The 23,300-nt window shown below is 61.8% G+C and carries 20 protein-coding genes; 8 read left to right on the top strand and 12 right to left on the bottom strand.

Going from position 1 to position 23,300, the window contains the following annotated elements; genetic code table 11:
• Positions 1-223: 223 nt before the first annotated feature.
• On the top strand, positions 224-1,636 hold the full coding sequence (uxaC, locus tag ACJ8IP_RS17700; protein WP_033644528.1) for a glucuronate isomerase: 1,413 nt from the start codon (positions 224-226) through the stop codon (positions 1,634-1,636).
• A 20-nt stretch (positions 1,637-1,656) separates the two neighbouring features.
• Positions 1,657-3,144 (top strand): UxaA family hydrolase, encoded by a 1,488-nt coding sequence (locus ACJ8IP_RS17695; protein ID WP_164106521.1) that lies wholly within the window; start codon positions 1,657-1,659, stop codon positions 3,142-3,144.
• A gap of 52 nt (positions 3,145-3,196) precedes the next feature.
• Here ACJ8IP_RS17695 and sstT read toward each other — a convergent pair whose 3' ends face one another.
• The 7 genes from sstT to ACJ8IP_RS17660 form a co-directional block, all read right to left on the bottom strand.
• Positions 3,197-4,432, bottom strand: coding sequence for a serine/threonine transporter SstT (gene sstT, locus ACJ8IP_RS17690; protein WP_028128305.1), 1,236 nt, complete (start codon positions 4,430-4,432; stop codon positions 3,197-3,199).
• Between the two features lie 263 nt (positions 4,433-4,695).
• Positions 4,696-5,664: a TerC family protein gene (locus ACJ8IP_RS17685; RefSeq protein WP_025304345.1), complete on the bottom strand. Its 969-nt coding sequence runs from the start codon at positions 5,662-5,664 to the stop codon at positions 4,696-4,698.
• A 252-nt stretch (positions 5,665-5,916) separates the two neighbouring features.
• On the bottom strand, positions 5,917-6,648 hold the full coding sequence (locus tag ACJ8IP_RS17680; RefSeq protein WP_096242615.1) for a glutamine amidotransferase: 732 nt from the start codon (positions 6,646-6,648) through the stop codon (positions 5,917-5,919).
• Position 6,649: 1 nt separating this feature from the next.
• On the bottom strand, positions 6,650-7,630 hold the full coding sequence (locus ACJ8IP_RS17675; protein ID WP_164106519.1) for a Gfo/Idh/MocA family protein: 981 nt from the start codon (positions 7,628-7,630) through the stop codon (positions 6,650-6,652).
• A gap of 50 nt (positions 7,631-7,680) precedes the next feature.
• Positions 7,681-8,193, bottom strand: a complete 513-nt coding sequence (locus tag ACJ8IP_RS17670) for a M48 metallopeptidase family protein (protein ID WP_042785417.1) — start codon at positions 8,191-8,193, stop codon at positions 7,681-7,683.
• Positions 8,186-8,509 carry a HigA family addiction module antitoxin gene (locus ACJ8IP_RS17665; protein WP_015379150.1) on the bottom strand — a complete coding sequence of 108 codons (324 nt, stop codon included), beginning with the start codon at positions 8,507-8,509 and terminating at the stop codon, positions 8,186-8,188. The genes ACJ8IP_RS17670 and ACJ8IP_RS17665 overlap by 8 nt, the downstream gene beginning before the upstream one ends.
• A 14-nt stretch (positions 8,510-8,523) precedes the next feature.
• Complete coding sequence (locus ACJ8IP_RS17660) at positions 8,524-8,814, bottom strand: type II toxin-antitoxin system RelE/ParE family toxin (protein WP_016930174.1); 291 nt, start codon at positions 8,812-8,814, stop codon at positions 8,524-8,526.
• A gap of 230 nt (positions 8,815-9,044) precedes the next feature.
• Here ACJ8IP_RS17660 and rlmG point away from each other — a divergent pair, with 230 nt between their 5' ends.
• The gene (gene rlmG / locus ACJ8IP_RS17655; protein ID WP_033644533.1) at positions 9,045-10,184 is read left to right on the top strand and encodes a 23S rRNA (guanine(1835)-N(2))-methyltransferase RlmG; all 1,140 of its coding nucleotides are present in this window, start codon (positions 9,045-9,047) and stop codon (positions 10,182-10,184) included.
• A 194-nt stretch (positions 10,185-10,378) separates the two neighbouring features.
• Here the strand turns inward: rlmG and ACJ8IP_RS17650 are convergent, their stop codons facing one another.
• Positions 10,379-12,400 carry an oxidoreductase gene (locus ACJ8IP_RS17650; RefSeq protein ID WP_164106517.1) on the bottom strand — a complete coding sequence of 674 codons (2,022 nt, stop codon included), beginning with the start codon at positions 12,398-12,400 and terminating at the stop codon, positions 10,379-10,381.
• A gap of 307 nt (positions 12,401-12,707) precedes the next feature.
• On the opposite strand from ACJ8IP_RS17650, the gene ACJ8IP_RS17645 reads away from it, so the two are divergent.
• Complete coding sequence (locus ACJ8IP_RS17645) at positions 12,708-14,327, top strand: ABC-F family ATP-binding cassette domain-containing protein (RefSeq protein ID WP_164106515.1); 1,620 nt, start codon at positions 12,708-12,710, stop codon at positions 14,325-14,327.
• Positions 14,328-14,349: 22 nt separating this feature from the next.
• On the opposite strand, the gene pdxR is transcribed toward ACJ8IP_RS17645, so the two are convergent.
• Positions 14,350-15,822 carry a MocR-like pyridoxine biosynthesis transcription factor PdxR gene (pdxR, locus tag ACJ8IP_RS17640; RefSeq protein WP_164106514.1) on the bottom strand — a complete coding sequence of 491 codons (1,473 nt, stop codon included), beginning with the start codon at positions 15,820-15,822 and terminating at the stop codon, positions 14,350-14,352.
• Positions 15,823-15,943: 121 nt separating this feature from the next.
• Between pdxR and ACJ8IP_RS17635 the strand changes: the two genes are divergently transcribed.
• The 3 genes from ACJ8IP_RS17635 to ACJ8IP_RS17625 are packed head-to-tail and all read left to right on the top strand — an operon-like array spanning position 15,944 to position 19,976.
• Positions 15,944-17,209: a 4-aminobutyrate--2-oxoglutarate transaminase gene (locus ACJ8IP_RS17635; RefSeq protein ID WP_042785410.1), complete on the top strand. Its 1,266-nt coding sequence runs from the start codon at positions 15,944-15,946 to the stop codon at positions 17,207-17,209.
• A 12-nt stretch (positions 17,210-17,221) separates the two neighbouring features.
• Complete coding sequence (locus ACJ8IP_RS17630; RefSeq protein ID WP_042785409.1) at positions 17,222-18,676, top strand: NAD-dependent succinate-semialdehyde dehydrogenase; 1,455 nt, start codon at positions 17,222-17,224, stop codon at positions 18,674-18,676.
• A 58-nt stretch (positions 18,677-18,734) separates the two neighbouring features.
• Positions 18,735-19,976 carry an aromatic amino acid transport family protein gene (locus tag ACJ8IP_RS17625; RefSeq protein ID WP_042785408.1) on the top strand — a complete coding sequence of 414 codons (1,242 nt, stop codon included), beginning with the start codon at positions 18,735-18,737 and terminating at the stop codon, positions 19,974-19,976.
• Between the two features lie 73 nt (positions 19,977-20,049).
• On the opposite strand, the gene yfcF is transcribed toward ACJ8IP_RS17625, so the two are convergent.
• Positions 20,050-20,685, bottom strand: a complete 636-nt coding sequence (gene yfcF / locus ACJ8IP_RS17620; RefSeq protein ID WP_004937171.1) for a glutathione transferase — start codon at positions 20,683-20,685, stop codon at positions 20,050-20,052.
• Positions 20,686-20,847: 162 nt separating this feature from the next.
• Between yfcF and ACJ8IP_RS17615 the strand changes: the two genes are divergently transcribed.
• Complete coding sequence (locus ACJ8IP_RS17615) at positions 20,848-21,564, top strand: HPP family protein (protein ID WP_164106512.1); 717 nt, start codon at positions 20,848-20,850, stop codon at positions 21,562-21,564.
• On the opposite strand, the gene aac(6') is transcribed toward ACJ8IP_RS17615, so the two are convergent.
• On the bottom strand, positions 21,565-22,005 hold the full coding sequence (gene aac(6'), locus ACJ8IP_RS17610) for an aminoglycoside 6'-N-acetyltransferase (protein WP_042785406.1): 441 nt from the start codon (positions 22,003-22,005) through the stop codon (positions 21,565-21,567).
• A gap of 259 nt (positions 22,006-22,264) precedes the next feature.
• Positions 22,265-23,299, bottom strand: a complete 1,035-nt coding sequence (locus ACJ8IP_RS17605; protein WP_126171588.1) for a phage integrase — start codon at positions 23,297-23,299, stop codon at positions 22,265-22,267.
• Between the last annotated feature and the right edge of the window lies 1 nt (position 23,300).

Here is a 23,300-nt window from a genome sequence, read left to right as displayed (position 1 = left end):
CATACAGGTTTAAAAGTTGAGTGATATCACAAAAGGAATTATTCGCCTGAGTGATACTGTGGCCGGTGAAATAGGGCATTTTTGCCGGTAAATTGAGCGAAAAAGGGCGTAGAGAGAGGATGAACGGCAGACATCGGGAAAAATTTGCTGGACGCTAGCAAAAATTGGTGTGATAACTTTTGTGATTCGAACCCCGTGCCGCACGGCAAGTAAGGAGCCCGAGATGGCGACGTTTTTGAGCGAAGATTTCCTGCTGGACAGCGAATTTGCCCGGCGCTTGTATCACGACTACGCGGCGCAGCAGCCGATTTTCGATTACCACTGCCATTTGCCGCCGCAGCAGATCGCGGAGAATACCCGCTTCAGCAACCTGTACGATATCTGGCTGCGGGGCGATCACTACAAATGGCGGGCGATGCGCACCAACGGCGTGGCGGAGCGGTTATGCACCGGCGATGCGGGCGATCGCGAGAAATTCGACGCCTGGGCCGCCACGGTGCCGCACACCATCGGCAACCCGCTCTATCACTGGACGCATCTGGAGCTGCGCCGCCCGTTCGGCATCACGGATATGCTGTTGTCGCCGGCCACGGCGGATGAAATCTGGCAGCGCGGCAATGCGCTGCTGGCGCAGGATGCGTTTCGCGCGCGCGGCATCATGCAGCAAATGAATGTGAAAATGGTCGGCACCACCGACGATCCGATCGACGATCTGCGTCATCATAGGGCGATCGCCGACGATCGCAGTTTCGCTATCAAAGTGCTGCCGAGCTGGCGGCCGGACAAGGCTTTCACCATCGATGCGCCCGGCTTCAACGACTATCTGCGGCAGTTGGAGGCGGCGGCGGACACCGCTATCGGCCGCTTTAGCGCGCTGTGCGACGCCCTGTACAAGCGCATGGATCACTTTGCCGCCCACGGCTGCAAGGTGGCCGATCATGCGCTGGACGTGGTGGTGTTCGGCGAGGCCGATGAAGCGGCGCTGGATGCGATCCTGCTGCGCCGCCTGAACGGCGAGCTGCCGACGCCGGAACAGAGCGCCCAGTTCAAAAGCGCGGTGCTGCTGTTTTTGGCCGGCGAATACCGGCGTCGCGGCTGGGTGCAGCAGTATCACATCGGCGCGCTGCGCAATAACAACAGCCGCATGTTGGCCGCCGTCGGGCCGGATATCGGCTTCGACTCGATCAACGACCGGCCGCTGGCGGAACCGCTGTCGCGGCTGCTGGATGCTCAGGCGCGGCAGGGCGGTCTGCCGAAAACCATTCTCTATTGCCTCAATCCGCGCGATAACGAAGTGATCGGCACCATGATCGGCAATTTTCAGGGGGAAGGCACGCCGGGCAAGATGCAGTTCGGCTCCGGTTGGTGGTTCAACGATCAGAAGGACGGCATGCAGCGCCAAATGACGCAGCTGGCCCAGCTCGGGCTGCTGAGCCGCTTCGTCGGCATGCTGACCGACAGCCGCAGCTTCTTGTCTTATACGCGCCATGAATACTTCCGCCGCATCCTTTGCCAGATGATCGGCCGCTGGGTGGCGGACGGCGAAGCGCCGGCGGATATCGCGCTGCTGGGCGAGATGGTGAAAAACATCTGCTTCGACAACGCCAAAAACTATTTCGCCATTGAACTGGCGTAGCCGTTATCCGGGACCGGTTTATGCAAAGTACGATAAAGATTCACGAGCAGGATAACGTGGCGGTGGCGCTGCGCGATCTGGCTGCCGGAGAGCGCGTTGAGCTGGAAGGCGCGGTCGTCAAACTGGCGCAGCCGGTGGCGCGTGGGCATAAATTTGCGCTCGGCCCGATCGCCGAGGGTGAAGACATCATCAAATATGGCCAGCCGATCGGCCATGCGCTCGCGGCTATTGCGCCTGGGGAGCATATTCATTCGCAAAACGTCAAAACCAACCTGAGCGATCTGGACAGCTACCGTTACCAGCCGCAGTTCCCGACGCTGCCGCCGCAGGCGGCGGATCGCGAGGTGCAGCTGTACCGCCGGGCCAACGGCGAAGTGGGGATCCGCAACGAGCTGTGGATCGTGCCGACCGTCGGCTGCGTCAACGGTATCGCTCGCCAGATCCAGCAGCGCTTTTTGCAGCAAACACAGGCGGACGGGATCGACGGCGTGCATCTGTTCAGCCACCCGTTCGGCTGCTCGCAGCTGGGGCAGGATCATGCCAACACCCGCATCATGCTGCAAAACCTGGCGCGCCATCCCAACGCCGGCGCGGTGCTGGTGATCGGGCTGGGTTGTGAGAACAATCAGGTGGATGCCTTTCGCGCCACGCTGGGGATAGGGGACGAGCGGCGGCTGCGCTTTATGGTGTGCCAACAGCAGGACGACGAAGTGGAGGACGGGCTGGCGCTGTTGCACGAGCTGTATCGGGAGATGCGCCACGATCGCCGCGAGCCGGGCCGCCTGAGCGAGCTGAAGTTCGGCCTGGAATGCGGCGGTTCGGACGGGCTGTCGGGCATTACCGCCAACCCACTGCTGGGGCGGTTTTCCGACTATGCGATCGCCAACGGCGGCACCACGGTGCTGACCGAAGTGCCGGAGATGTTCGGCGCCGAGCGCATTCTGATGAGCCGCTGCCGCGATGGAGAAACCTTCGACAAAACCGTCGACATGATCAACGATTTCAAACGCTATTTCATCGCCCATCAGCAGCCGATTTATGAGAATCCGTCGCCGGGCAACAAGGCCGGCGGCATCACCACGCTGGAGGAGAAGTCGCTTGGCTGCACCCAAAAGGCGGGGCTAAGCCAGGTGGTGGACGTGCTGAAATACGGCGAGCGGCTGCGCGTGCCGGGGCTGAATCTGCTCAGCGCGCCGGGCAACGACGCGGTGGCGACCAGCGCGCTGGCCGGCGCCGGCTGTCATATGGTGCTGTTCAGCACCGGACGCGGCACGCCGTACGGCGGCTTTGTGCCGACGGTGAAGCTGGCGACCAACAGCGAGCTGGCGGCGAAGAAACCGCACTGGATCGATTTTGACGCCGGCAGCCTGGTTCACGGCGTGGCGATGGAGACGCTGCTCAGCCGCTTCATCGATCTGATTGTCGAGATTGCCAACGGGCGTCCGGCGCGTAATGAAACCAACGACTTTCGCGAGCTGGCGATCTTTAAAAGCGGGGTGACGCTGTAAAGCTGACAAAAAAGGCGCTCGAGGGAGCGCCTTTTTATGAAGCAACGCGCGATTAACGTACCTTCAGCGGGTCTTCGTTCGCCAGCCGCTGGTCTTCCGCCTGGCAGGCGGCGGCGGTGAACAGCACGTCGGTGGAGGAGTTGAGGGCGGTTTCCGCCGAATCCTGCAGCACGCCGATGATAAAGCCGACCGCCACCACCTGCATCGCCACGTCATTCGGAATGCCGAACATGTTGCACGCCAGCGGGATCAGCAGCAGCGAGCCGCCGGCCACGCCGGAGGCGCCGCAGGCGCACAGGGCGGCCACCACGCTCAGCAGCAGGGCAGTCGGGACGTCCACCGCGATGCCCAGCGTGTTTACCGCCGCCAGCGTCAGCACGGTGATGGTGATCGCCGCGCCGGCCATGTTGATGGTGGCGCCCAGCGGGATGGAAACCGAGTAGGTGTCCTCATTCAGGTTCAGCTTTTTGCACAGCTCCATGTTCACCGGGATGTTGGCGGCGGAGCTGCGGGTGAAGAAGGCGGTCACGCCGCTCTCGCGCAGGCAGGCGAACACCAGCGGATACGGGTTGCGGCGGATCTTCCAGTACACGATCAGCGGGTTGAGCACCAGCGCTACCAGCAGCATGCAGCCGATTAACACCATCAGCAGTTGCGCATAGCCCCACAGCGCGCCGAAGCCGGTTTCCGCCAGCGTGGAGGCCACCAGGCCGAAGATGCCGAGCGGCGCACAGCGGATCACCGCGCGCACCACCAGCGTGACCGCATGGGACATGTCGTTGATCAGCCCCTTGGTGGTTTCGGAAGCGTGGCGCAGCGCCAGCCCCAGCCCGACGGCCCACGCCAGAATGCCGATGTAGTTGGCGTTAATCAGCGCATGGAACGGGTTGGCCACCACGCTCATCAACAGGCCCTTCATCACGTCCACGATGCCGCCTGGCGGGGTGATGTCTGTTGCGCCGGTGGTCAGCGCCAGCGTGGAAGGGAAGATAAAGCTGACGACGACCGCCACCAGCGCCGCAGCGAAGGTGCCCAGCAGATAGAGGAACAGGATGGGGCGAATGTTGGTTTTCTGCCCCTGTTTATGGTTGGCGATCGAGGCCATCACCAGTATCAGCACCAGCAGTGGCGCTACCGCCTTCAGCGCGCCGACGAACAGGGTGCCGAGCAGGCCGACGGCCGCCGCGGCCGCCGGCGAAACCAGCGCCACCAGAATGCCGGCCACCAGGCCGACCATGATTTGTTTAACCAGGCTGCCCTGAGTCATCCTTTGTAGTAGTTTTTGCATAGTGCTTCTCTTCCTGATGTTATCTGGCCGCCGCGGCGGGAACGACGCCGGGCAGCTTTATATGATTCTGTAACTAAGTGTGTTTGCCGAATCAGTATTCAGTAATCGAATGATGTTGGAAAGAGGCGAGGGTGAAATTCTGAGCGCGGATCAACACTTGATAACATACTGGTTACATTTGTGTGATCGTAATAACGTTTGGCGTTTTGGGGGAATTGCCAAACAATCGCGGGGCGACTAGCGCCCCGGATAACAGATTATGGTTATTTCTTCGCCAGGCGATCGTTGCGGCGATTGACCCAGGCGTTGATCAGCAAGGTGAGCGTCAGGATGCCCGCCACCACGCCGAGCGAGATACCGATCGGGATGTGGAAGAAGTCGATTATCAGCATCTTGATACCGATAAACACCAGGATCACCGACAGGCCGTATTTCAGCATCGAGAAACGTTCCGCCACGTTGGCCAGCAGGAAGTACATGGCGCGCAGGCCCATGATGGCGAACAGGTTAGAGGTGAGCACGATGAACGGGTCGGTGGTCACGGCGAAAATCGCCGGGATGCTGTCCACCGCGAAAATCACGTCGCTCAGTTCCACCAGGATCAGCACCAGCACCAGCGGGGTGGCGAACAGGATGCCGTTGCGGCGCACGAAGAAACGCTCGCCTTCCAGGCTGTCGGTCATGCGCAGGCGGCTGCGCAGCCATTTCACCAGCGGCTTGTCGCCGATTGCCGAGTCGTCTTCCTTCGCCAGCGCCATCTTGATACCGGTGAACAGCAGGAAAGCGCCGAACAGATACAGCAGCCACTGGAACTGGCTGACCAGCCAACTGCCGGCGAAGATCATGATGGTACGCAGCACGATCGCCCCCAACACGCCGTAGATCAGCACCCGCCGCTGCAGGTTGGCCGGCACGGCGAAGTAGCTGAACAGCATCAGCCAGACGAACACGTTATCCACCGCCAGCGCTTTTTCGATCAGGTAGCCGGTCAGGAAGGCCAGCGCCTGGGTATCGGCGACGGCGCGCCCGGCGGTTTCATTCAGGTAGTACCAGAAACCGAAATTGAACAGCAGAGAGAGGCTGACCCACACCAGCGACCAACTGGCGGCCTGCTTCAGGGTCATGGTGTGCGCGCCTTTACGGCCCTGCAACAGGAGGTCGATTGCGAGCATCACGACTATGACGGCGGCGAAGCTGCCCCATAACCACGGTGTGCCAACGGAATTCATCATCAGAGGTATCCTTCAAAAACAAAAACGGCCAACGTCGGAAGACGCCAGCCGCTCTGTGAACGCTGCAAGCAAACCTCGCCTTCCGGCAAGGTCTCACTTACAACGTTGATGAAGGTGGTTACACCTTTGACATCAGGTTGCCCGGTAACCGGATGCTTGCGCATCGTAATGACGATTGACCGGCAATGAAGTTACTCCCCTTTGCAGAGCAGAAAGTAATGCAAAATGTGTCGGCGGTCAACGTGAATCGCGTTAGCCGGCCAACGCTTTTTGCGCGCCCAGGCTGACGACGAATCCCTGCAGCAGCAGGCGGCTGAACGGCGTGTCGCTAACCTGTTGTTGTTGCTGCTGATAGCGGGCCTGCTGCTCGGGATGCAGCTCGCCGAGCCACTGCAGATACTGGCCCATCACCGCGCCGTTGAATTCCGGGTGGAACTGGGTGGTCAGGGCATGATCGCCATAGCGCAGGATCTGGTGCGCGTCCTGCTGCGAACGCGCCAGCGTCTGCGCGCCGGCGGGCGGCGTCAGCACGCTCTGCGAGTGGATCAGGTTGGCTTTGAAGCGCGGCGGCAGCAGGGTGAGCCGCCGGTCTTCGGCCGCGGCGGGCAGCAGTTCGATCTCCAGCGTGCCCACCTCCATGCCCTGCGGGTGGTAGCCCACTTCGCCGCCGAGCGCGTAGGCCAACAGCTGGTGGCCGTAGCAGACGCCGAACAGCGGCAGTTTGATCGCCATAGCCTGGCGCAGCCACTCGGCCGCAGCCTCGCTCCACGGCAGCTGTTCGGTCACCATCGCCGGCGAGCCGGTGATGACCACGCCGCAATAGGCGGCCGGCGGCAACGGCTGCTCGCCGGCGGGCAAGTGTACGATGTGCGCGCGTTCGGCGTCGATATTGCCCTGTTGCAGGAACATGCCATCAAAGTTGGCCAATTCCTGACGAATGGCCTGCGGCGCGTCGCCGGTTTGCATCACGAGCAGCGGTTTCATCTCATTCTCCGTCGGCGGGGAAGACGACGCCGGTCTGGCGGCGGATATCAATCAGCAGGCGGGCGACGATCAGCGAATTCTCCAGCCCCGGATGTTCCACCCGGTGATTTTCCACCAGCTCGGCGAAGGCCAGCGCTTCATACAGCATGGTGTTGATGTGCTGCGGCTGGCTCAGATCCTGGCGGTTGCCGCCGCGCGGCGTCAGCGCCACGCCCTGACACTCGGAAATCTTGTCGATAATCAGCGTGCCTTCCTCTCCCTGGATCTCGCTGGGGATCGCCGAGTCGCTGACCTTGGAATGGGAAAGCGTGACGTCGAAATCGCCGTAGTTCAGGCAGACGGTGCCGTGGGCGTCCACGCCGGTCTCCAACAGCGTGGCGCTGGCGAGCACCGACTGCGGCGCGCCGAACAGCGCCACCGCGCTGGCCAGGCAGTAGTAGCCGATATCCATGATGGAGCCGTTGGAGAACTGCGGGTTAAACGTGTTGGGGTTCTCGCCGGCCAGGTAGCGCGGGTAGCGCGAAGAGTATTGGCAGTAGTTGATGAAGGCTTTGCGCAGCCGGCCGACTTTCGGCAATGCCTGCTGCAGCGCCAGAAAATTCGGCAGATAGGCGCTTTTGAACGCTTCGAACAGCACCACCTGATTTTCCCGCGCGCAGGCCGCCAGCTGTTCCGCTTCGCGCTGGTTGGAGGCCAGCGGTTTTTCGCAGATCACGTGCTTTTTATGGCGCAGGAACAGCAGCGATTGCGGGCAGTGCAGGGAGTTGGGGCTGGCGATATACACCGCGTCTATGGCATCGGACTGGGCCATTGCCTCGAGCGAGTCGAAAAACTGCGTGACCTGATAGTTGGCGCCAAACGCCTGCGCCTGTTCCAGGGAGCGTGAATACACGGCGCTCAGCTTGAGTTTGCCGCTTTCATGGGCGGCATCGATAAAACGTTCCGTAATCCAGTTGGTGCCGACGACGGCAAAGCGAATCATGGCGAGCTCCGGTCCAGGCTTAAAACCGCAGATTATCACGCCCTCATTCGCTATGCATACAGCTCGCCGAACAGCGAAAGGTGCGTCAGATACAGCCGGGTATCGAACTCCAACTGGTGGTAATCCGGTTCCATATGGCAACACAGGCTGTAGAACGCCTTGTTGTGATCTTTCTCTTTCAGGTGAGCCAGCTCATGCACCACGATCATGCGCAGGAACGGTTCGGGCGCGACCTTGAACACCGTCGCCACGCGAATTTCCGCCTTGGCTTTCAGCTTGCCGCCCTGCACGCGCGAGATGGCGGTGTGCAGGCCCAGCGCGTGCTTCATGACGTGGATCTTGCTGTCGTAGGCTACCTTGCTCAGCGGCTGGGCGTTGCGCAGATACTGGTTTTTCAGATCGACGGTAAACTGATACAGCGATTTGTCGGTGGTGCAGTCGTGCACCTGCGGATAGCGCTGCAGCAGCACGTCTCCCAGCCGGTTCTGGTGGATCAATTGCTGCACCTGGCTTTGCAGATGCGCCGGGTAGCCTTGCAGGTAGGCGAGTTCGATGTCATGCATGAGTGATATTGCGTCCCAGTATTTCTTTGATTGGCCGCAGCCGCACACGCTGCGCATCGGCCTGTCTGGCTTCCCAGCGATCGTGTGCCGCCTGCAGGTTTAGCCAAAAGTCGGCGGTCGTTTCGAACAGATCGGCAAACAGATTGGCCTCGGCAACGCTCATGCGTCGATGCCCGTTGCACAGGCGATTGACGGTGGCGCGGGTGACGCCCAATACCTTTGCCAGTTCTTCTTGGCCGATGCCTAACGGCGTTAAATATTCTTCCTGCAGGACTTCTCCCACCGTGGTGGGTTCGCGAGTCGTGGTTTCCAACATAGGTTCCCCCTCGTTCAGGTATCTTGGTGAGGATCGAGGTAAATTTTTTCGGCGGCATCATGCCGCCACTGGAACATCAGCCGCCAGTGCATATTGACGCGCAGACTCGACCATCCCTGAAATGGCCCGGATAGCCGCTTGTAATAGTTACCCGTGGGGTGATGCAAATCACGCTCTTGCTGCGCGGCGGCTAACATATCGAGCTTTCTGGCCAACTGCCGCTCGAGCGCGCCGGGGATAAGACGGCTGCGCCTGCCTTCCAGATAGAACTGCTCCAGATAGCGATCGCGGAAAGATTTAATCATGCTTTCCCCCTTCCATAGGGACTGGCAGTGTAACATTTAAAGTTACACCCCGTCAGGTTAAAAAAACATCGACATGGGTGCTCGGGAGGGAAAGGTTAATGTTGTTGAAGGAGAAAAGGGGCGCGGGTTTTCAGATACGCGGCGCAATACGCAATTTATCCGAAAAAACATTTTACTGACGGGCGTTTTTAGGGGATAAACAGCCCAAATTTTATCAGTCAGGAGGGGCAATGAGCCAACTCGATCTGGGAACACAGCAACTTGAGCTGGAGCGTTATCCCCAACAGGAAGAATCCACCCAGTTGCAGGCGTGGGAAGCGGCGGACGAATATCTGCTGCAACAGCTTGAAAACGTAGATATCGGCGGCCGCCCAGTGCTGATTTTCAACGATAACTTCGGCACCCTGGCCTGTGCGTTGCATGCGCATCGTCCTTACAGCGTTAGCGACTCGTACATGAGCCAGCTGGCGACGCGCCACAACCTCAAGCTCAACGGTCTGGATCCTGAGCAGGTCACGCTGTTGGACAGCCTGGCCGAGCTGCCGGCGGCGCCGGCGGTGGTGCTGATTCGCGTGCCGAAAGCGCTGGCGCTGCTGGAACAGCAGCTGCGCGCGCTGCGCCACGTCGTGACCGAAGACACGCTGATCGTTGCCGGCGCCAAAGCGCGCGACGTGCACACCTCGACGATGCAGCTGTTTGAAAAGGTGCTGGGCCCGACGCGCACCAGCCTGGCGTGGAAGAAGGCGCGCCTGATTTTCTGCCAGGCGGCGGACATCGTCCCGCCGGCGGCGGCGGAAACCACCAACTGGACGCTGGACGGCACCGATTGGCTGATCCACAATCACGCCAACGTCTTCTCGCGCGGCAGCCTGGATATCGGCGCGCGCCTGTTCCTGGATCATCTGCCGCGCGGCCTGAACGGCCATATCGTCGATCTGGGCTGCGGCAACGGCGTGATTGGCCTGACGGCGCTGGCGCAGAATCCGGACGCGCAGGTGACTTTCGTCGATGAATCCTACATGGCGGTGGCCTCCAGCGAGCTGAACGTGGAGCACAACCTGCCGCAAGAGCTGGACCGCTGCCAGTTTGAGGTGAACAACGCGCTGGCGGGCATCGAGCGCGAAAGCGTGCAGGCGGTGCTGTGCAACCCGCCGTTCCACCAGCAACACGCCATTACCGATCACACCGCCTGGCAGATGTTCTGCGACGCCAAGCGCTGCCTGCAAGTGGGCGGCGAACTGCGCATCGTCGGCAACCGTCACCTCGACTACCATCAGAAGCTCAAACGTTTGTTCGGCAACTGCACGCTGGTGGCCTCGAACAAGAAGTTCGTGATCTTGAGAGCGGTGAAATCCGGCGCGCGTCGCTGAGCGTGAATAACCAGGGGCGCTGGGCGCCCCTCAGGCTGTAGACAAAGGGGGAAAAAGCGTGGTTTTTCCCCCTTTGTGGTTATCAGCCGAAAATCAATAAATTGATTTTCCTTGTTTTCTATTCGCTGCTCTCTGCCACCCCGGCATAGGGATGAGGTTTGTCATCAATATCAGGGGCGCGGTGCGCCCCTTTTTTACAGCGCCATCGCCAGCCGCGTGCCCTGATCGATCGCGCGGCGGGCGTCCAGCTCGGCGGCCACGTCGGCGCCGCCGATCAGATGCACGGTTTTCCCCATCGCCAGCAGCGGCTGCTGCAGTTCGCGGCGCGGTTCCTGCCCGGCGCAAATGACCACCGTGTCCACCGGCAGGCAACTCTCTTGCTCGGCGCGGGTGATGTGCAGCCCTTCATCGTCGATCCGTCGATAGCTGACGCTATTGAGCATCTTCACGCCGCGCATCGCCAGGCTGGCGCGGTGGATCCAACCGGTGGTTTTCCCCAGGCCTTCGCCCACCTTGCTGGTTTTGCGCTGCAACAGGTAGATCTGCCGGGCGGCGCGTGGTGCCTGCGGGCCTTGCGCCGCCAGCCCGCCGCGCTGTTCAAGGCGGTCGTCGATGCCCCATTCGCGGTTGAATTCCGTCTGATCCAGGCTGCTGGAGACGCCGTGCTGGCTAAGGTACTCGGCGGTGTCGAAGCCGATGCCGCCGGCGCCGATGATCGCCACCCGCTGGCCGACCGGTTTTTTATCGCGCAGCACATCCAGATAGCTCAGCACCTTGGCGTGCCCGATGCCGGGAATATCCGGGGTGCGCGGCACGATGCCGCAGGCGAGGATCACCTCATCGAATTCGCTTAAATCCGCCGCCTCGACTTTGGCGCCCAGTTTGACCGTCACTTCACGCAGCGCCAGCTGACGGCGGAAGTAACGCAGGGTTTCATGGAATTCTTCCTTGCCGGGGATCTGCTTGGCGATGTTGAACTGGCCGCCGATCTGCTCGGCGGCGTCGAACAGCGTCACCTGATGACCACGGCTGGCGGCGGTGGTGGCAAACGCCAGCCCGGCGGGGCCGGCGCCGACCACCGCCAGTTTTTTCGGCTTTTCCGCCATTGTCAGCGGCATTTCGGTTTCACGGCAGGCGCGCGGGTTGACCAGACAGGAAGTCAGCTTGCCTTCAAAGATCTGGTCGAGGCAGGCCTGGTTGCAACCGATGCAGGTATTGATCTCGTCGGCGCGCCCCTCGGCGGCTTTCTGCACAAAGGCGGCGTCGGCGAGGAACGGACGCGCCATCGACACCATGTCGGCGCAGCCGTCCGCCAGCACCTGCTCGGCCACCGCCGGATCGTTGATGCGGTTGGTGGTGATCAGCGGGATGCTGACCTTGCCCATCAGCTTGCGGGTCACCCAGCTGAATCCGGCGCGCGGCACCATGGTGGCGATGGTCGGAATACGCGCTTCGTGCCAGCCGATGCCGGTATTGATGATCGTGGCGCCCGCCTGTTCGATCGCCAGCGCCAGCTGCTCGATCTCCTGCCAGCTGGAGCCGTCTTCCACCAGATCGAGCATCGACAGCCGGTAGATAAGAATGAATTCCGGGCCCACGGCCTGGCGTACCGCCCTGACGGTCTCGACGGCGAAGCGCATGCGGTTGGTGAAGCTGCCGCCCCATTGGTCGTCGCGCTGATTGGTGCGCGTCGTCAAGAATTGATTGATCAGATAGCCCTCGGATCCCATCACCTCAACGCCGTCATAGCCGGCCTGCTGCGCCAGCGCCGCGCAGCGGGCGAAGTCGGCGATAGTCTGCTCGATCTCCGCTGCGCTGAGCGCGCTCGGCGTAAACGGGTTGATCGGCGCCTGCAGCGCGGAAGGGGCCACCAGCTTGGGTTGATAGCTGTAACGGCCGGTGTGCAGGATCTGCAGCGCAATTTTGCCGCCCGCCCGGTGGACGGCTTCAGTCACCGGGCGGTGGTGAGGCAATTGCGCCTCGCTGTTGAGGATCGAACCGCCGCGAAACACCACGCCCTGTTCGTTCGGGGCAATGCCGCCGGTGACGATCAGCGCCACGCCGGCGGCGGCGCGCTCGGCATAGAACGCGGCCAGGCGCTGCGGGCCGTCGGGCAGCTCTTCCAGGCCGGTATGCATCGATCCCATCAGCACCCGATTTTTCAGGGTGGTGAAGCCGAGATCCAGCGGCGCCAGCAGGTGAGGGTAATTGCTCATTGCACTCTCCATCGGGTGAAATCGGGGCCCGTTGTTATAATTATGTGAACACAAGTGGTCGGATGAGATAAATCTAGCCGTTGTCGCGCCGCTTGGGAATTTGCGTTGCGCCGAATGTGATAGATGTCATGAATCTCAGACTCTGTTTGCATAACGAACAAAAGATCGGTTAGCCTTTACGCGTTGTAAATTCCTTCTCTCTGCGGAGCCATTACCGAAAATGAACACCCACACCTGTTGATATCGTGTCCCACGCTGTGCGCTCTCGCGCCCTGTGGGGATGTTTTGATCTCATTCAGGAGTGCTTATGGCTCATTCAGCGCAGTCCCCTTATTTCGTTTTACATCAACTGACCTGCCAATTTGCTGACGGCGAAACGCTGTTCGGCCCGCTGGATCTCGCTTTCGACCGGCAGCGCTGCGGCCTGGTAGGGCGCAACGGCGTCGGCAAAACCCAGCTGCTGCGCCTGATCGCCGGGCTGGATCAACCGGGCAACGGGCACGTCGAATCTCATGCCGCAGTAGCTTACGTTGCACAGCAACCGGAGATCGCCGCGGACACCACGCTGGCCCAGCTGTTGGGCTATGGCGAGGCGTTCGCCGCGCTGGCGCGTCTCGAGCAGGGACGGCCGCTGGCGGACGATATCGATCGTCTGGAAGGGCGATGGGATCTCCACGATCGCCTGCAAAACGCCTTCGCCGCCGCCGGGCTGCCGGCCTTCGATCCGTTGCGATCCGCCAGTTCGCTGAGCGGCGGCGAGCGGATGCGCGCGGCGCTGTGCGGCGCCTTGCTCGGCGAGGCGGATTTTCTGCTGCTGGACGAACCGACCAACCACCTCGACAGCGTCGGGCGCGCCTGGCTGTATCAGCAGCTGGATCAGTGGCGGGGCGGGTTGCTGATCGCCAGCCATGACCGGCAGTTGCTGGCGCGCATGGAGCGCATCGTCGAACTGACGCCCGGCGCGCTGCGCAGCTACGGCGGCAACTATGATGACTACCGGCGCCAGCGCGATACGGAGCAGCAGGCGGCGCGCGCCGATCTGGAGTATGCGCGCGAGGAGCGCCGCCGCACCCGCGCCCGCCAACAGAAAGAGCACGACATGAGCCAGCGGCGCTCGGCGCAAACGCTGCGCGTCGTCGATACGCTGAATATCGCCTCTTTCGAGCGGGTGGCCTACAAGTCGGCGGCGAAAGAGAGCCTCGGCACGCTGCGCAAACAGCATCAGGATCGGCGCGACAGCCTCGATGCGGCGGTGCGCGAAGCCTACCAGCGGGTGGAAGAGGAACAGCCGGTGTTGCTGGCGCTGCCGGGCAGCGAAGTGAACGCGAACAAGCAGGTGCTGGTGCTCGAGCGGCTGCAGCTGCCGTTCGTCAGCGCGCCGCCGCTCGATCTGCGTATCGACGGCCCGATGCGCGTGGCGTTGACCGGCCCCAACGGCTGCGGCAAATCCACTTTGCTGAAGACTATTCTCGGCCGGCTGGCGGCGCTTTCCGGCCATTGTCATTGTCCGCTGTCGACCGCCTACCTCGATCAAACCCTGTCGCAGCTCGACCCGGGCCTGTCGGTGATGGAGCATCTGGGGCTACAGGATTCGCCGTTGGCGGAAGGCGCGTTGCGCACCCGGCTGGCGCAGTTGCAGCTTGGCGCGGATCGCATCGCGTTGCCGCTGGGCTCGCTGAGCGGCGGTGAAAGGCTGAAGGCAGCGTTGGCCTGCGCGCTGTGGCGGCGACAACCGGCGCAGCTGCTGTTGCTCGACGAGCCGACCAACCACCTGGATCTGGCGTCGTCGTTGGCGATCGAAACCGCGCTGGCGGATTTCCCCGGCGCGATGCTGGTGGTGTCGCACGACGAAGACTTCCTGCAGGCGCTGCGGCCGACGCACCGCCTGCACCGACAGGCGGACGGCTGGTGGCTTCAGGCCTGGTGAGGCAGGTGGGCGGCGCTCTGACTTAGTGCGGGGCGTTGATGCACGCCAGCAGTTGGGTGAAGGCGGCGGCCATCTGCTCTTCCGGCACGCAGGCAAAACCCATCAGCAGGCCGCGCCGCCGATTGGGCAGCATGTAGTAGCGCGACAGCGGCCGCACCAGCACCCCTTGCGCGCCGGCGGCGGCGGCGATCGCCACGTCGTCGGCCTCGTCCGGCAGGTTGAGGATCAGGTGCAATCCGGCGTTGCTGTTGAACTCGCTGAGTGCCTGTTTGCCGAGGTGCCGTTCGATCAATCCGGTCAGGAAGGCGCGCCGCCGGGCGTACAGCAACCGCATGCGGCGGATGTGCGCGGTGTAGTGCCCCGCCTGAATAAACTCCGCCAGCGCGCTCTGGATCAGCAGGTGCCCGCCACGGTACAGCTCGGCGTGGGCGGTTTTCAGCGCCTGCACCAGCGGCGGCGGCAACACCACATAGCCGAGGCGCAGCGCCGGGTAGAGCGTTTTGCTGAAGGTGCCGATGTAAATCACCGGCGCGTCGGCTTCCAGCCCTTGCAGCGCCGGGATCGGTTGGCCGGAAAAGCGGAATTCGCTGTCGTAGTCGTCCTCGACGATCCAACCGCCGGCGTTGCGCGCCAGCGCCAGCAGCCGTTGGCGGCGCGCCAGGCTCATCACCGAGCCGAGCGGATACTGGTGCGACGGGGTAACGAAGATCAGCCGCGGCGGGTTGGTCGGCTGCTCCGGCGGCACCAGCCCGGCTTCGTCCACCGCCAGCGGGCAGATGTTCAGCGCATTGATGCGCAGGATATTGCGGATCCCCCAATAGCCCGGTTCTTCGATCCAGGCGTCATCCCCCGGATTGCACAACATGCGCGTCACCAGATCGATCGCCTGATGGATGCCCTCGGTGATCAGGATCTGTTCCGGCGAGCAGCGTACCGAGCGCGCCACCCGTAAATACTCCACCAGTGCATGCTGTAGCTCCGGGCTGCCGCCCTGATTGCTGTAGGTCAGCCGCTGTGGCGTCGGGCGGCGGCTGAGGCGCGCCTGGAGCTTGCTGAACAGCTGATGAGGAAAGGCGTTGACGTCGGGCACGCCGGGAATGAACGCCCCCCACTGTTTGGGGCTGGCGCTGGCGTGGTGCAGCAGCGCGGCGCCGCGCTCCGACAGTTCGACGCGCCGCGGTTGCCCGCTGCCGTCCGCCGGGGCGCCGCCGGTGGAGAGGCAGCTGTCCGGCACCGTGTCGGCGACGAAGGTGCCGCTGCCGGCGCGCGCCGACACGTAGCCTTCCGCCAGCAGTTGTTCATAAACAGTTAACACGGTGTTGCGGGACAGGCTGAGCTCCTGCGCCAGATCGCGCGAGGCGGGCAGGCGGCTGGAGGGCGGCAGGCTGCCGTCGAGAATGCTGGTGCGGATCGCGTTGTAAAGCCGCTTGTGCAGCTTGTCATCGGGCTGTTCGCCGAGGCGCTGCAGCAACAGATCACCACTCAATGAGCGCAATTGGATCCCTCAATTATTCGTAACTGGCACTCGATTATAGGGCCACATCCTGTGTAAATAAACGGCATTGTTTCACGAATGTGAACGAAACGTGTAACTGGCACCGACCGGAGAGAACAGCATGAAAAACGCAGAATTGAACCAACGCCGTCAGGACGCCACCCCGCGCGGAGTGGGCGTGATGTGTGGTTTTTACGCCGAGCGCGCAGAGAACGCCACGCTGTGGGATGTGGAAGGCAAAGAAGTGATCGACTTTGCTTCGGGGATCGCCGTGCTGAACACCGGGCACCGTCACCCGAAGGTGATCGCCGCAATTGAAAAGCAGCTGCAGGCCTTCACCCACACCGCCTATCAGATCGTTCCTTACGAAAGCTATGTTTCTTTGGCGGAGCGCATCAACCAGCGCGCGCCGATCGCCGGTCCGTGTAAAACCGCTTTCTTCACCACCGGCGCGGAAGCGGTGGAAAACGCGGTGAAGATCGCCCGCGCTTACACTGGCCGTCCGGGCTTGATCACCTTCGGCGGCGGCTTCCACGGCCGCACCTATATGACCATGGCGCTGACCGGCAAAGTGGCGCCTTACAAACTGGGCTTTGGCCCATTCCCCGGCTCGGTGTTCCACGGCCAGTACCCGAACGCGCTGTACGGCGTGACCACCGAAGACGCGATGAACAGCCTGGATCGCCTGTTTAAAGCGGATATCGATCCCAAACAGGTGGCGGCCATTGTGCTGGAGCCGGTGCAGGGCGAGGGCGGTTTCAACGTGGCGCCGGCCGATTTCATGCAGGCGCTGCGCGCGCTGTGCGACCAGCACGGCATCCTGCTGATCGCCGACGAAGTGCAGACCGGCTTCGCCCGTACCGGCAAGCTGTTCGCCATGGAGCACTACAGCGTTAAGCCCGATTTGATCACTATGGCGAAAAGCCTGGCGGGCGGCATGCCGCTGTCGGCGGTGGCGGGCCGCGCCGAGGTGATGGACGCGCCGGCGCCGGGCGGGCTGGGCGGCACCTATGCCGGTAACCCGCTGGCGGTGGCCGCCGCGCACGCGGTGCTGGACGTGATCGACGAAGAGCAGCTGTGCCAGCGCGCTCAGCGCTTGGGTCAGCACCTGGTGGAAGTGCTCCAGCAGGCGCACAAAACCAGCCCGGCGATCGCCGATGTGCGCGCGCAGGGATCGATGGTGGCGGTGGAGTTCAACGATCCGGTTACCGGCAAGCCTTCGGCGGAGATCACCCGTCAGGTGCAGCAGAAGGCGATGGAGGAAGGGCTGCTGCTGCTGAGCTGCGGCGTGAACGGCAACGTGATCCGCTTCCTCTACCCGCTGACCATCCCGGACGATCAGTTCACCAAGGCGATGGGCATTCTGTCCCGCGCGCTGGCCCACTAAGGAGCGATCGGCATGAAATTGAATAATCCCGAGCTGTTGCGCAGCCAGTGTCTGATCAACGGCGAATGGTGCGATGCCCTGAGTGGCAAACGCGAAGCGGTGATCAACCCGGCCACCGGCGCCGAACTGGCCAGCATTCCGCTGGTCAGCGAAGAGGAAACCCAGCAGGCGATCGCGGCGGCGCAGCGGGCGCAAAACGACTGGAAACAGCTGACCGCCAAGCAGCGTTCCGCGCTGCTGTTGGCCTGGGCCGACAAGGTGCTGGCCGCACAGGAAGATCTGGCGCAGCTGATGACTGCCGAGCAGGGCAAATCGCTGGCGGAAGCACGCGGCGAAGTGGCGTACGCCGCGTCGTTCATCACCTGGTTCGCCGAAGAGGCCAAGCGGGTGGACGGCGCGGTATTGCAGGCGCCGCAGGCTTCGCAGCGTCTGGTGGTGGTGAAGCAGCCGATCGGCGTGTGCGCGGCCATCACCCCGTGGAATTTCCCGGCGGCGATGATCACCCGCAAGGTGGCGCCGGCGCTGGCGGCCGGTTGCGCCATCATCGTCAAACCGGCCGAGCAAACGCCGCTGACCGCGCTGGCGCTGGCCAAGCTGGCACAGGACGCCGGCATTCCCGCCGGCGTGTTGCAGGTGGTGACCGGCGAAGCGGCGCAGGTGGGCAGAGTGCTGTGCGACAGCCCGGTGGTGCGCAAGCTGAGCTTTACCGGTTCGACCGAGGTCGGCCGCATCCTGATGGCGCAGTGCGCGCCGAGCATCAAGAAACTGTCGCTGGAGCTGGGCGGCAATGCGCCGGTCATCGTGTTTGACGACGCCAATCTGGACGCGGCGGTGGCGGGCATCATGGCCTCCAAATTCCGCAACAGCGGCCAGACCTGCGTGTGCGCCAACCGTATCTACGTGCAGGACGGCATCTACGAGCGGCTGGCGGAGAAACTGGTGGCGGCGGTCGAGCAGTTGAAAGTGGGAGACGGCAGCCAGGAAGGCACCACCCAGGGGCCGCTGATCGACAGCGATGCGGTGGCGAAGGTGCAGAGCCATATCGACGACGCGCTGATCAAAGGGGCGCAGATCGCCACCGGTGGCCAGCCGCACGCGCTGGGCGGCACCTTCTTCCAGCCAACGGTGGTGACCGGCGTGACGCAGAAGATGCGCTTCGCCAAAGAAGAGACCTTCGGGCCGGTGGCGCCGCTGTTCCGCTTCCATGACGAGGCAGAAGCCATCGCCATGGCCAACGACACCGAATTCGGCCTGGCCGCCTACCTGTTCACGCAGAACGCCGCGCGCCAGTGGCGCGTGCCGGAGGCGCTGGAGTACGGCATGGTCGGCATCAACACCGGGCTGATTTCCAACGAAGTGGCGCCGTTCGGCGGCGTGAAACAGTCAGGGCTCGGGCGTGAAGGATCGCGCTACGGGATAGAAGAATATCTGGAGCTGAAATACCTGTGTATCGATGTGAGCTGTTGAGCGTCAGGACGTTAACCCATCCCGGCGGCCAGCGTCGCCGGGCGATAAAGGATGATGCATGTCTGATAATATCTCTGTTTCTCCGGCGCTTGCCGCCGGGGTGCGAGCACCTGCACCCGCCAAATCGTTAAGTTTCCTCGAAGGGGTGGCGATGATCGTCGGCACCAACATCGGCGCCGGGGTGCTCTCCATCGCCTACGCCTCCAGCAAGGCCGGCTTTCTGCCGCTGCTGTTCTGGCTGGTGCTGGTGGGAAGCCTGACCACCATCACCATGCTGTACGTTGCCGAATCCACGCTGCGCACCCGCGCGCATCTGCAGCTGAGCGGGCTGGCGAAGCGCTACGTCGGCGGCCTGGGCGCCTGGCTGATGTTCGCTTCGGTGTGCGTCAACAGCGTTGGGGCGCTCACCGCCTATATGACCGGCAGCGGCAAGCTGCTGCAATCGCTGTTCGGCATCTCGCCGGCGCTGGGCAGCCTGCTGTTCTTCGTGCCCGCCGCCGGCGTGCTGTACCTCGGTTTGAAAGCGATTGGCCGCGGCGAGAAGTTCATCAGCATCGGCATGGTGGTGATGTTGACCGCCCTGGTGGCGGCGACGCTGCTGAAAGACACCACCCAGATGCGCAACCTGTTAGACGGCGACTGGCGCTATATGGTGCCGGTGTTCAACGTGGTGGTGTTCTGCTTCTCGGCGCAATACATCGTGCCGGAAATGGCGCGCGGCTTTGCCGACAAACCGGAGCAACTGCCGAAGGCGATCATTGTCGGCATGGTGGTGACGTTCATTTTGCTGGCGGCGGTGCCGATGTCGGTGATTGCGCTCAGCGGGCTGGATGACATCTCCGACGTGGCCACCATTTCCTGGGGCCAGGCGCTGGGGCAGTGGGCGTTCTTCTCCGCCAACATCTTTGCGCTGTGCGCGATGCTGACCTCGTACTGGGGATTGGGCGGCAGCTTTCTGACCAATATTTTCGACAAGTTTAGGCTGGGCAACGACGAGCTGCCGCTGCGCCGTTTCGGCGTGCTGCTGCTGGTGGTGGTGCCGCCGTTCGTGCTGGCCTACAGCGGGCTGGTGTCGTTCGTCAACGCGCTCTACTTCGCCGGGGTGTTCAGCGGGGTGATCCTGTCGATCATGCCGATGCTGATCCTGCGCGGCGCGCGCAAACACGGCGACCAAACCCCACGCTGGCAGTGTAACTGGATCACGCATCCGCTGCTGCAGATCAGCATTGTGTTGCTGTACCTGGCCAGCGCGGTGTACGCCATCGCTTCATTGTTAGGCTATCTGCCCTCTGGATGGTGATTTGCCTTCCCTCAAGCAGTGATGTTGTTTCTCGGCATTGAGAACGGCGGCGTCGTGGCCGCCGATTTTTTTCTCACGCGCGCCGTTTTTCCGACAATGCCAGCCAGGCCTGCACCGACGGGCGCTGCCACTGCTTGTGCGCATAGTGGCGCACTCGCTCCGGCACCGGATCGCCGTGCATCACCAGCCGGTTAAGCATCAGCGCCAGATCGGTGTCGGCGATGCACCACTCCCTGAACAGATTGTCCTGCCCGTGGCTCAGCAGTTTTTCTACGGCGGCGATCAGCTTGCGCGCGGCCTCCTGCGCGGCTTCGGACAGCGGCGGGAACTTGCCGTTGTTGAACACCACCTCGGTCGAGCGCTCGGCGCGGATCGGCAGCAGATCGCTGCGCAGCCAGGCCTGGATCTCGCGCGCCTTGGCGCGCAGCTTCACGTCGCGCGGGTATACGGCGTGGGCCGGGTGGATGTCTTCCAGGTATTCGGCGATCGCCGAAGACTCCGAGAGCTGGAACTCGCCGATCGCCAGCGTCGGCACCCGGCGGGTGAGCGACAGCGCCGCGTAGGCCGCCTCTTTGTTCTCTTCTTTCGCCAGGTCCACCGGCTTCACGGTGAACGGAATGCCTTTTTCCGTCAGCACGACAAAGGCGGACATGGCGTACGGGCTGAAAAATTCACTGTCGGTATAAAGCTCGGTGATCGGTTGAGACATCGGCGGTTCCTCGGGGTTAAGGGGGGAACATTCATCATTGTTGAGGGGAGGCTAAAAATCAATCTGTTAGCCTAAAAGTTCTTTTATGACACGGCGGAAGGCGGCGCTGGCGCGACGTGATATATTTGTTGCCAACACGTGAATTGGGCCGTATCGGGTAACATGAAGACGCAGTGGATAGAACGGGTAAGAGTGGGAGTTGCGCGCCTGTGGCCGCACCCGCTGGCGGTGGGCAAGCGAGAGATGCTGATTTCCAGCGTCGGCGCCGGTTTGGGGCTGATGCTCGCCGGCTGGATCAGCCACTTTATTTTGGGTGAGGTGAACCTGTGGTTTATCGCGCCGATGGGCGCTTCGGCGGTGCTGCTGTTCGGCGTGCCCAACAGCCCGCTGGCGCAGCCCTGGTCGATCGTCGGCGGCAATGCGCTGGCGGCGACGGTGGGCGTCAGCGCCGGTCTGCTGATCCCCGATCCGGGCCTGGCCTGCGGCGTGGCGGCGGCGGTGGCCATCGGCCTGATGTTCAAGCTGCGCTGCCTGCATCCGCCGGGCGGCGCGGTGGCGCTGACCGCCATCCTCGGCGGCCCCGGCATTCACCAGATGGGCTATGACTTCGTGCTGTACCCGGTGCTGCTGAACTCGGTGCTGCTGGCGGCGCTGGCCATTCTGTTCAATAACCTGGCCGGGCGACGCTACCCGCACGCGCTGGCGCCGGCGGAGGCCAAGCCGGCCAATCTGCCGATCGATGCCGTTGCCATCACCCGCGCCGATCTGCACGAGGCGCTGATGGAGGGAGATCTGTTCGATATCGACGAGGACGATCTGCAGGAGATCCTGCTGCGCGCCGAGCAGCTGGCGCATCAGCGGCAAAGCAAGGCCGCCTGATCAGCCCAGCGTTTTGCGGTAAAACACCACCCGCTCCGTTTCTGCAAAGCCCAGCGCCGCATGCAGGCGCTGGGAGTCCAGATTGGCGATGTCGGTATCCGACGCCAGCTCGCTGCACCCCTGCTGCTTCGCCCACTCCTGCACCTGCGCGATCAGGCGCGCGGCCCAGCCCTGGCGGCGGGCGCGTTCGACGGTGTAAATCCCTTCCAAAAACGCCACTGGCGACGATTCGCAGCCGTTGACGTAATCGTAGCGCAGCGCGATCTCGGCAAAGCCAACGAAAGCGCCGTCCAGCCCCCGCGCCATAAACGCGGTGTGGTGCGGCGAAGCCAATATCTCGCGCATTTCTGCGCGGTGTTCTTCCAACGGGCTGGTGGGCCACAGCGCCGAGCGCAGTGCCAGCCAGGCGTCGAGGTTGTCGTGGTCGCAGTTGACGATCATGCAGGGTCCTTTTGAGTCGAAATAAATCAGGAATGCCGAGAGGGAAGTGTGGCACGGCGGCGGGAAACAAAAAAGCCATCCCGGACAGGATGGCTTGTAAGGCTGTGAAAACAGCTAAAATTTGGTGGCCCCTGTTGGGTTTGAACCAACGACCAAGCGATTATGAGAACCATTTAGGTCAACCAAAAAACAATAACTTAGTTAAATAACAACAGGTTAAAAGGTTAATGTAAGGCAATATAGGTCAATAAACCTAACTTCATGCGACACTTTTGCGACATTTTGTAAGGGGGTTAAGTCTTACGGCATCTTCAAAATGGTCGGGGGCAAAATGGGCGTATCGCATTGTCATTTTGATGTCGGTATGACCGAGAATTCTTTGCAAAACGAGAATATTTCCACCGTTCATCATGAAATGGCTCGCAAAGGTATGCCGCAAAACGTGGGTCATTTGACCATCTGGCAATACAATGCCAGCCCGTTCAATTGCAGAACGGAAAGCATAATAGCATGGGGTAAACAAAGCGCCGTTTCGTTTAGGTAGTTCGTCAGCAAGTAAAGGGTCAATCGGTATCGTTCGATTTTTCTTTCCTTTGGTTTTAACAAAGGTGATTTTGTTTCCCGAAACCTGAGAGCTTTTCAAGTTCTCAGCCTCACTCCATCTTGCTCCTGTCACCAAACAGAGCTTGGCAACCATTTCCAGATCCTTAGCTGAACTATGGCGACATTCATGCAAAAGCAAACCGATCTGCTCATCTGTAAGATAGGCCATCTCGCTTTCGTCTACACGAAACTGGCGGACGTTTTCAAGTGGGTTTGGCTGTACCCATTCACCTAATCTTCTAAGTTCGTTAAACACTGCGAGAAAATACGCCAGTTCAAGGTTTAAGGTGCGAGGTGAAACTTTTGCTATTCGTTTTGTTCGAGCAAAATGGCCGCCCAAGCGTTTAGCTCGATAGGCTGTAAATAGTTGTGCATTAAATTCTGTGGCTAGAGGGAAGCCCATACACTCGGCAGCCCAGAGCATCGAGCTTCTACGCTTTTCACCATCATTCAAGGTAATGCCATGGCGGCTAAACCATAGCTCGACCAATTCGGTCAGCCGACGTTTTTCTTTTCCTTCCCCGAGCCAAGGCGCTGACTCAATTTGTTCGAGTGTGTAATTTTCAAACGCAAGAGCTTCGCCCTTAGTGGCGAACTTTTTACGAACCCGCTTACCCTCATTACCGTTACTGCGATCAACGGTATAGAAATCTGCTATCCAACGCCCGTCGGGCAGCTTCCGTACAGGCATT

The sequence above is a fragment of the Serratia sp. CY52157 genome, assembly GCF_052168495.1.
GTDB lineage: Bacteria > Pseudomonadota > Gammaproteobacteria > Enterobacterales > Enterobacteriaceae > Serratia > Serratia ureilytica.
This window is presented reverse-complemented; position numbering and strand designations above follow the sequence as displayed.

Coding starts and splice junctions, on each gene's coding strand:
- uxaC (WP_033644528.1), top strand. CDS start 224: ATGGCGACGTTTTTGAGCGAAGATTTCCTGCTGGACAGCGAATTTGCC.
- ACJ8IP_RS17695 (WP_164106521.1), top strand. CDS start 1,657: ATGCAAAGTACGATAAAGATTCACGAGCAGGATAACGTGGCGGTGGCG.
- sstT (WP_028128305.1), bottom strand. CDS start 4,432: ATGCAAAAACTACTACAAAGGATGACTCAGGGCAGCCTGGTTAAACAA.
- ACJ8IP_RS17685 (WP_025304345.1), bottom strand. CDS start 5,664: ATGATGAATTCCGTTGGCACACCGTGGTTATGGGGCAGCTTCGCCGCC.
- ACJ8IP_RS17680 (WP_096242615.1), bottom strand. CDS start 6,648: ATGAAACCGCTGCTCGTGATGCAAACCGGCGACGCGCCGCAGGCCATT.
- ACJ8IP_RS17675 (WP_164106519.1), bottom strand. CDS start 7,630: ATGATTCGCTTTGCCGTCGTCGGCACCAACTGGATTACGGAACGTTTT.
- ACJ8IP_RS17670 (WP_042785417.1), bottom strand. CDS start 8,193: ATGCATGACATCGAACTCGCCTACCTGCAAGGCTACCCGGCGCATCTG.
- ACJ8IP_RS17665 (WP_015379150.1), bottom strand. CDS start 8,509: ATGTTGGAAACCACGACTCGCGAACCCACCACGGTGGGAGAAGTCCTG.
- ACJ8IP_RS17660 (WP_016930174.1), bottom strand. CDS start 8,814: ATGATTAAATCTTTCCGCGATCGCTATCTGGAGCAGTTCTATCTGGAA.
- rlmG (WP_033644533.1), top strand. CDS start 9,045: ATGAGCCAACTCGATCTGGGAACACAGCAACTTGAGCTGGAGCGTTAT.
- ACJ8IP_RS17650 (WP_164106517.1), bottom strand. CDS start 12,400: ATGAGCAATTACCCTCACCTGCTGGCGCCGCTGGATCTCGGCTTCACC.
- ACJ8IP_RS17645 (WP_164106515.1), top strand. CDS start 12,708: ATGGCTCATTCAGCGCAGTCCCCTTATTTCGTTTTACATCAACTGACC.
- ACJ8IP_RS17635 (WP_042785410.1), top strand. CDS start 15,944: ATGAAAAACGCAGAATTGAACCAACGCCGTCAGGACGCCACCCCGCGC.
- ACJ8IP_RS17630 (WP_042785409.1), top strand. CDS start 17,222: ATGAAATTGAATAATCCCGAGCTGTTGCGCAGCCAGTGTCTGATCAAC.
- ACJ8IP_RS17625 (WP_042785408.1), top strand. CDS start 18,735: ATGTCTGATAATATCTCTGTTTCTCCGGCGCTTGCCGCCGGGGTGCGA.
- yfcF (WP_004937171.1), bottom strand. CDS start 20,685: ATGTCTCAACCGATCACCGAGCTTTATACCGACAGTGAATTTTTCAGC.
- ACJ8IP_RS17615 (WP_164106512.1), top strand. CDS start 20,848: ATGAAGACGCAGTGGATAGAACGGGTAAGAGTGGGAGTTGCGCGCCTG.
- ACJ8IP_RS17605 (WP_126171588.1), bottom strand. CDS start 23,299: ATGCCTGTACGGAAGCTGCCCGACGGGCGTTGGATAGCAGATTTCTAT.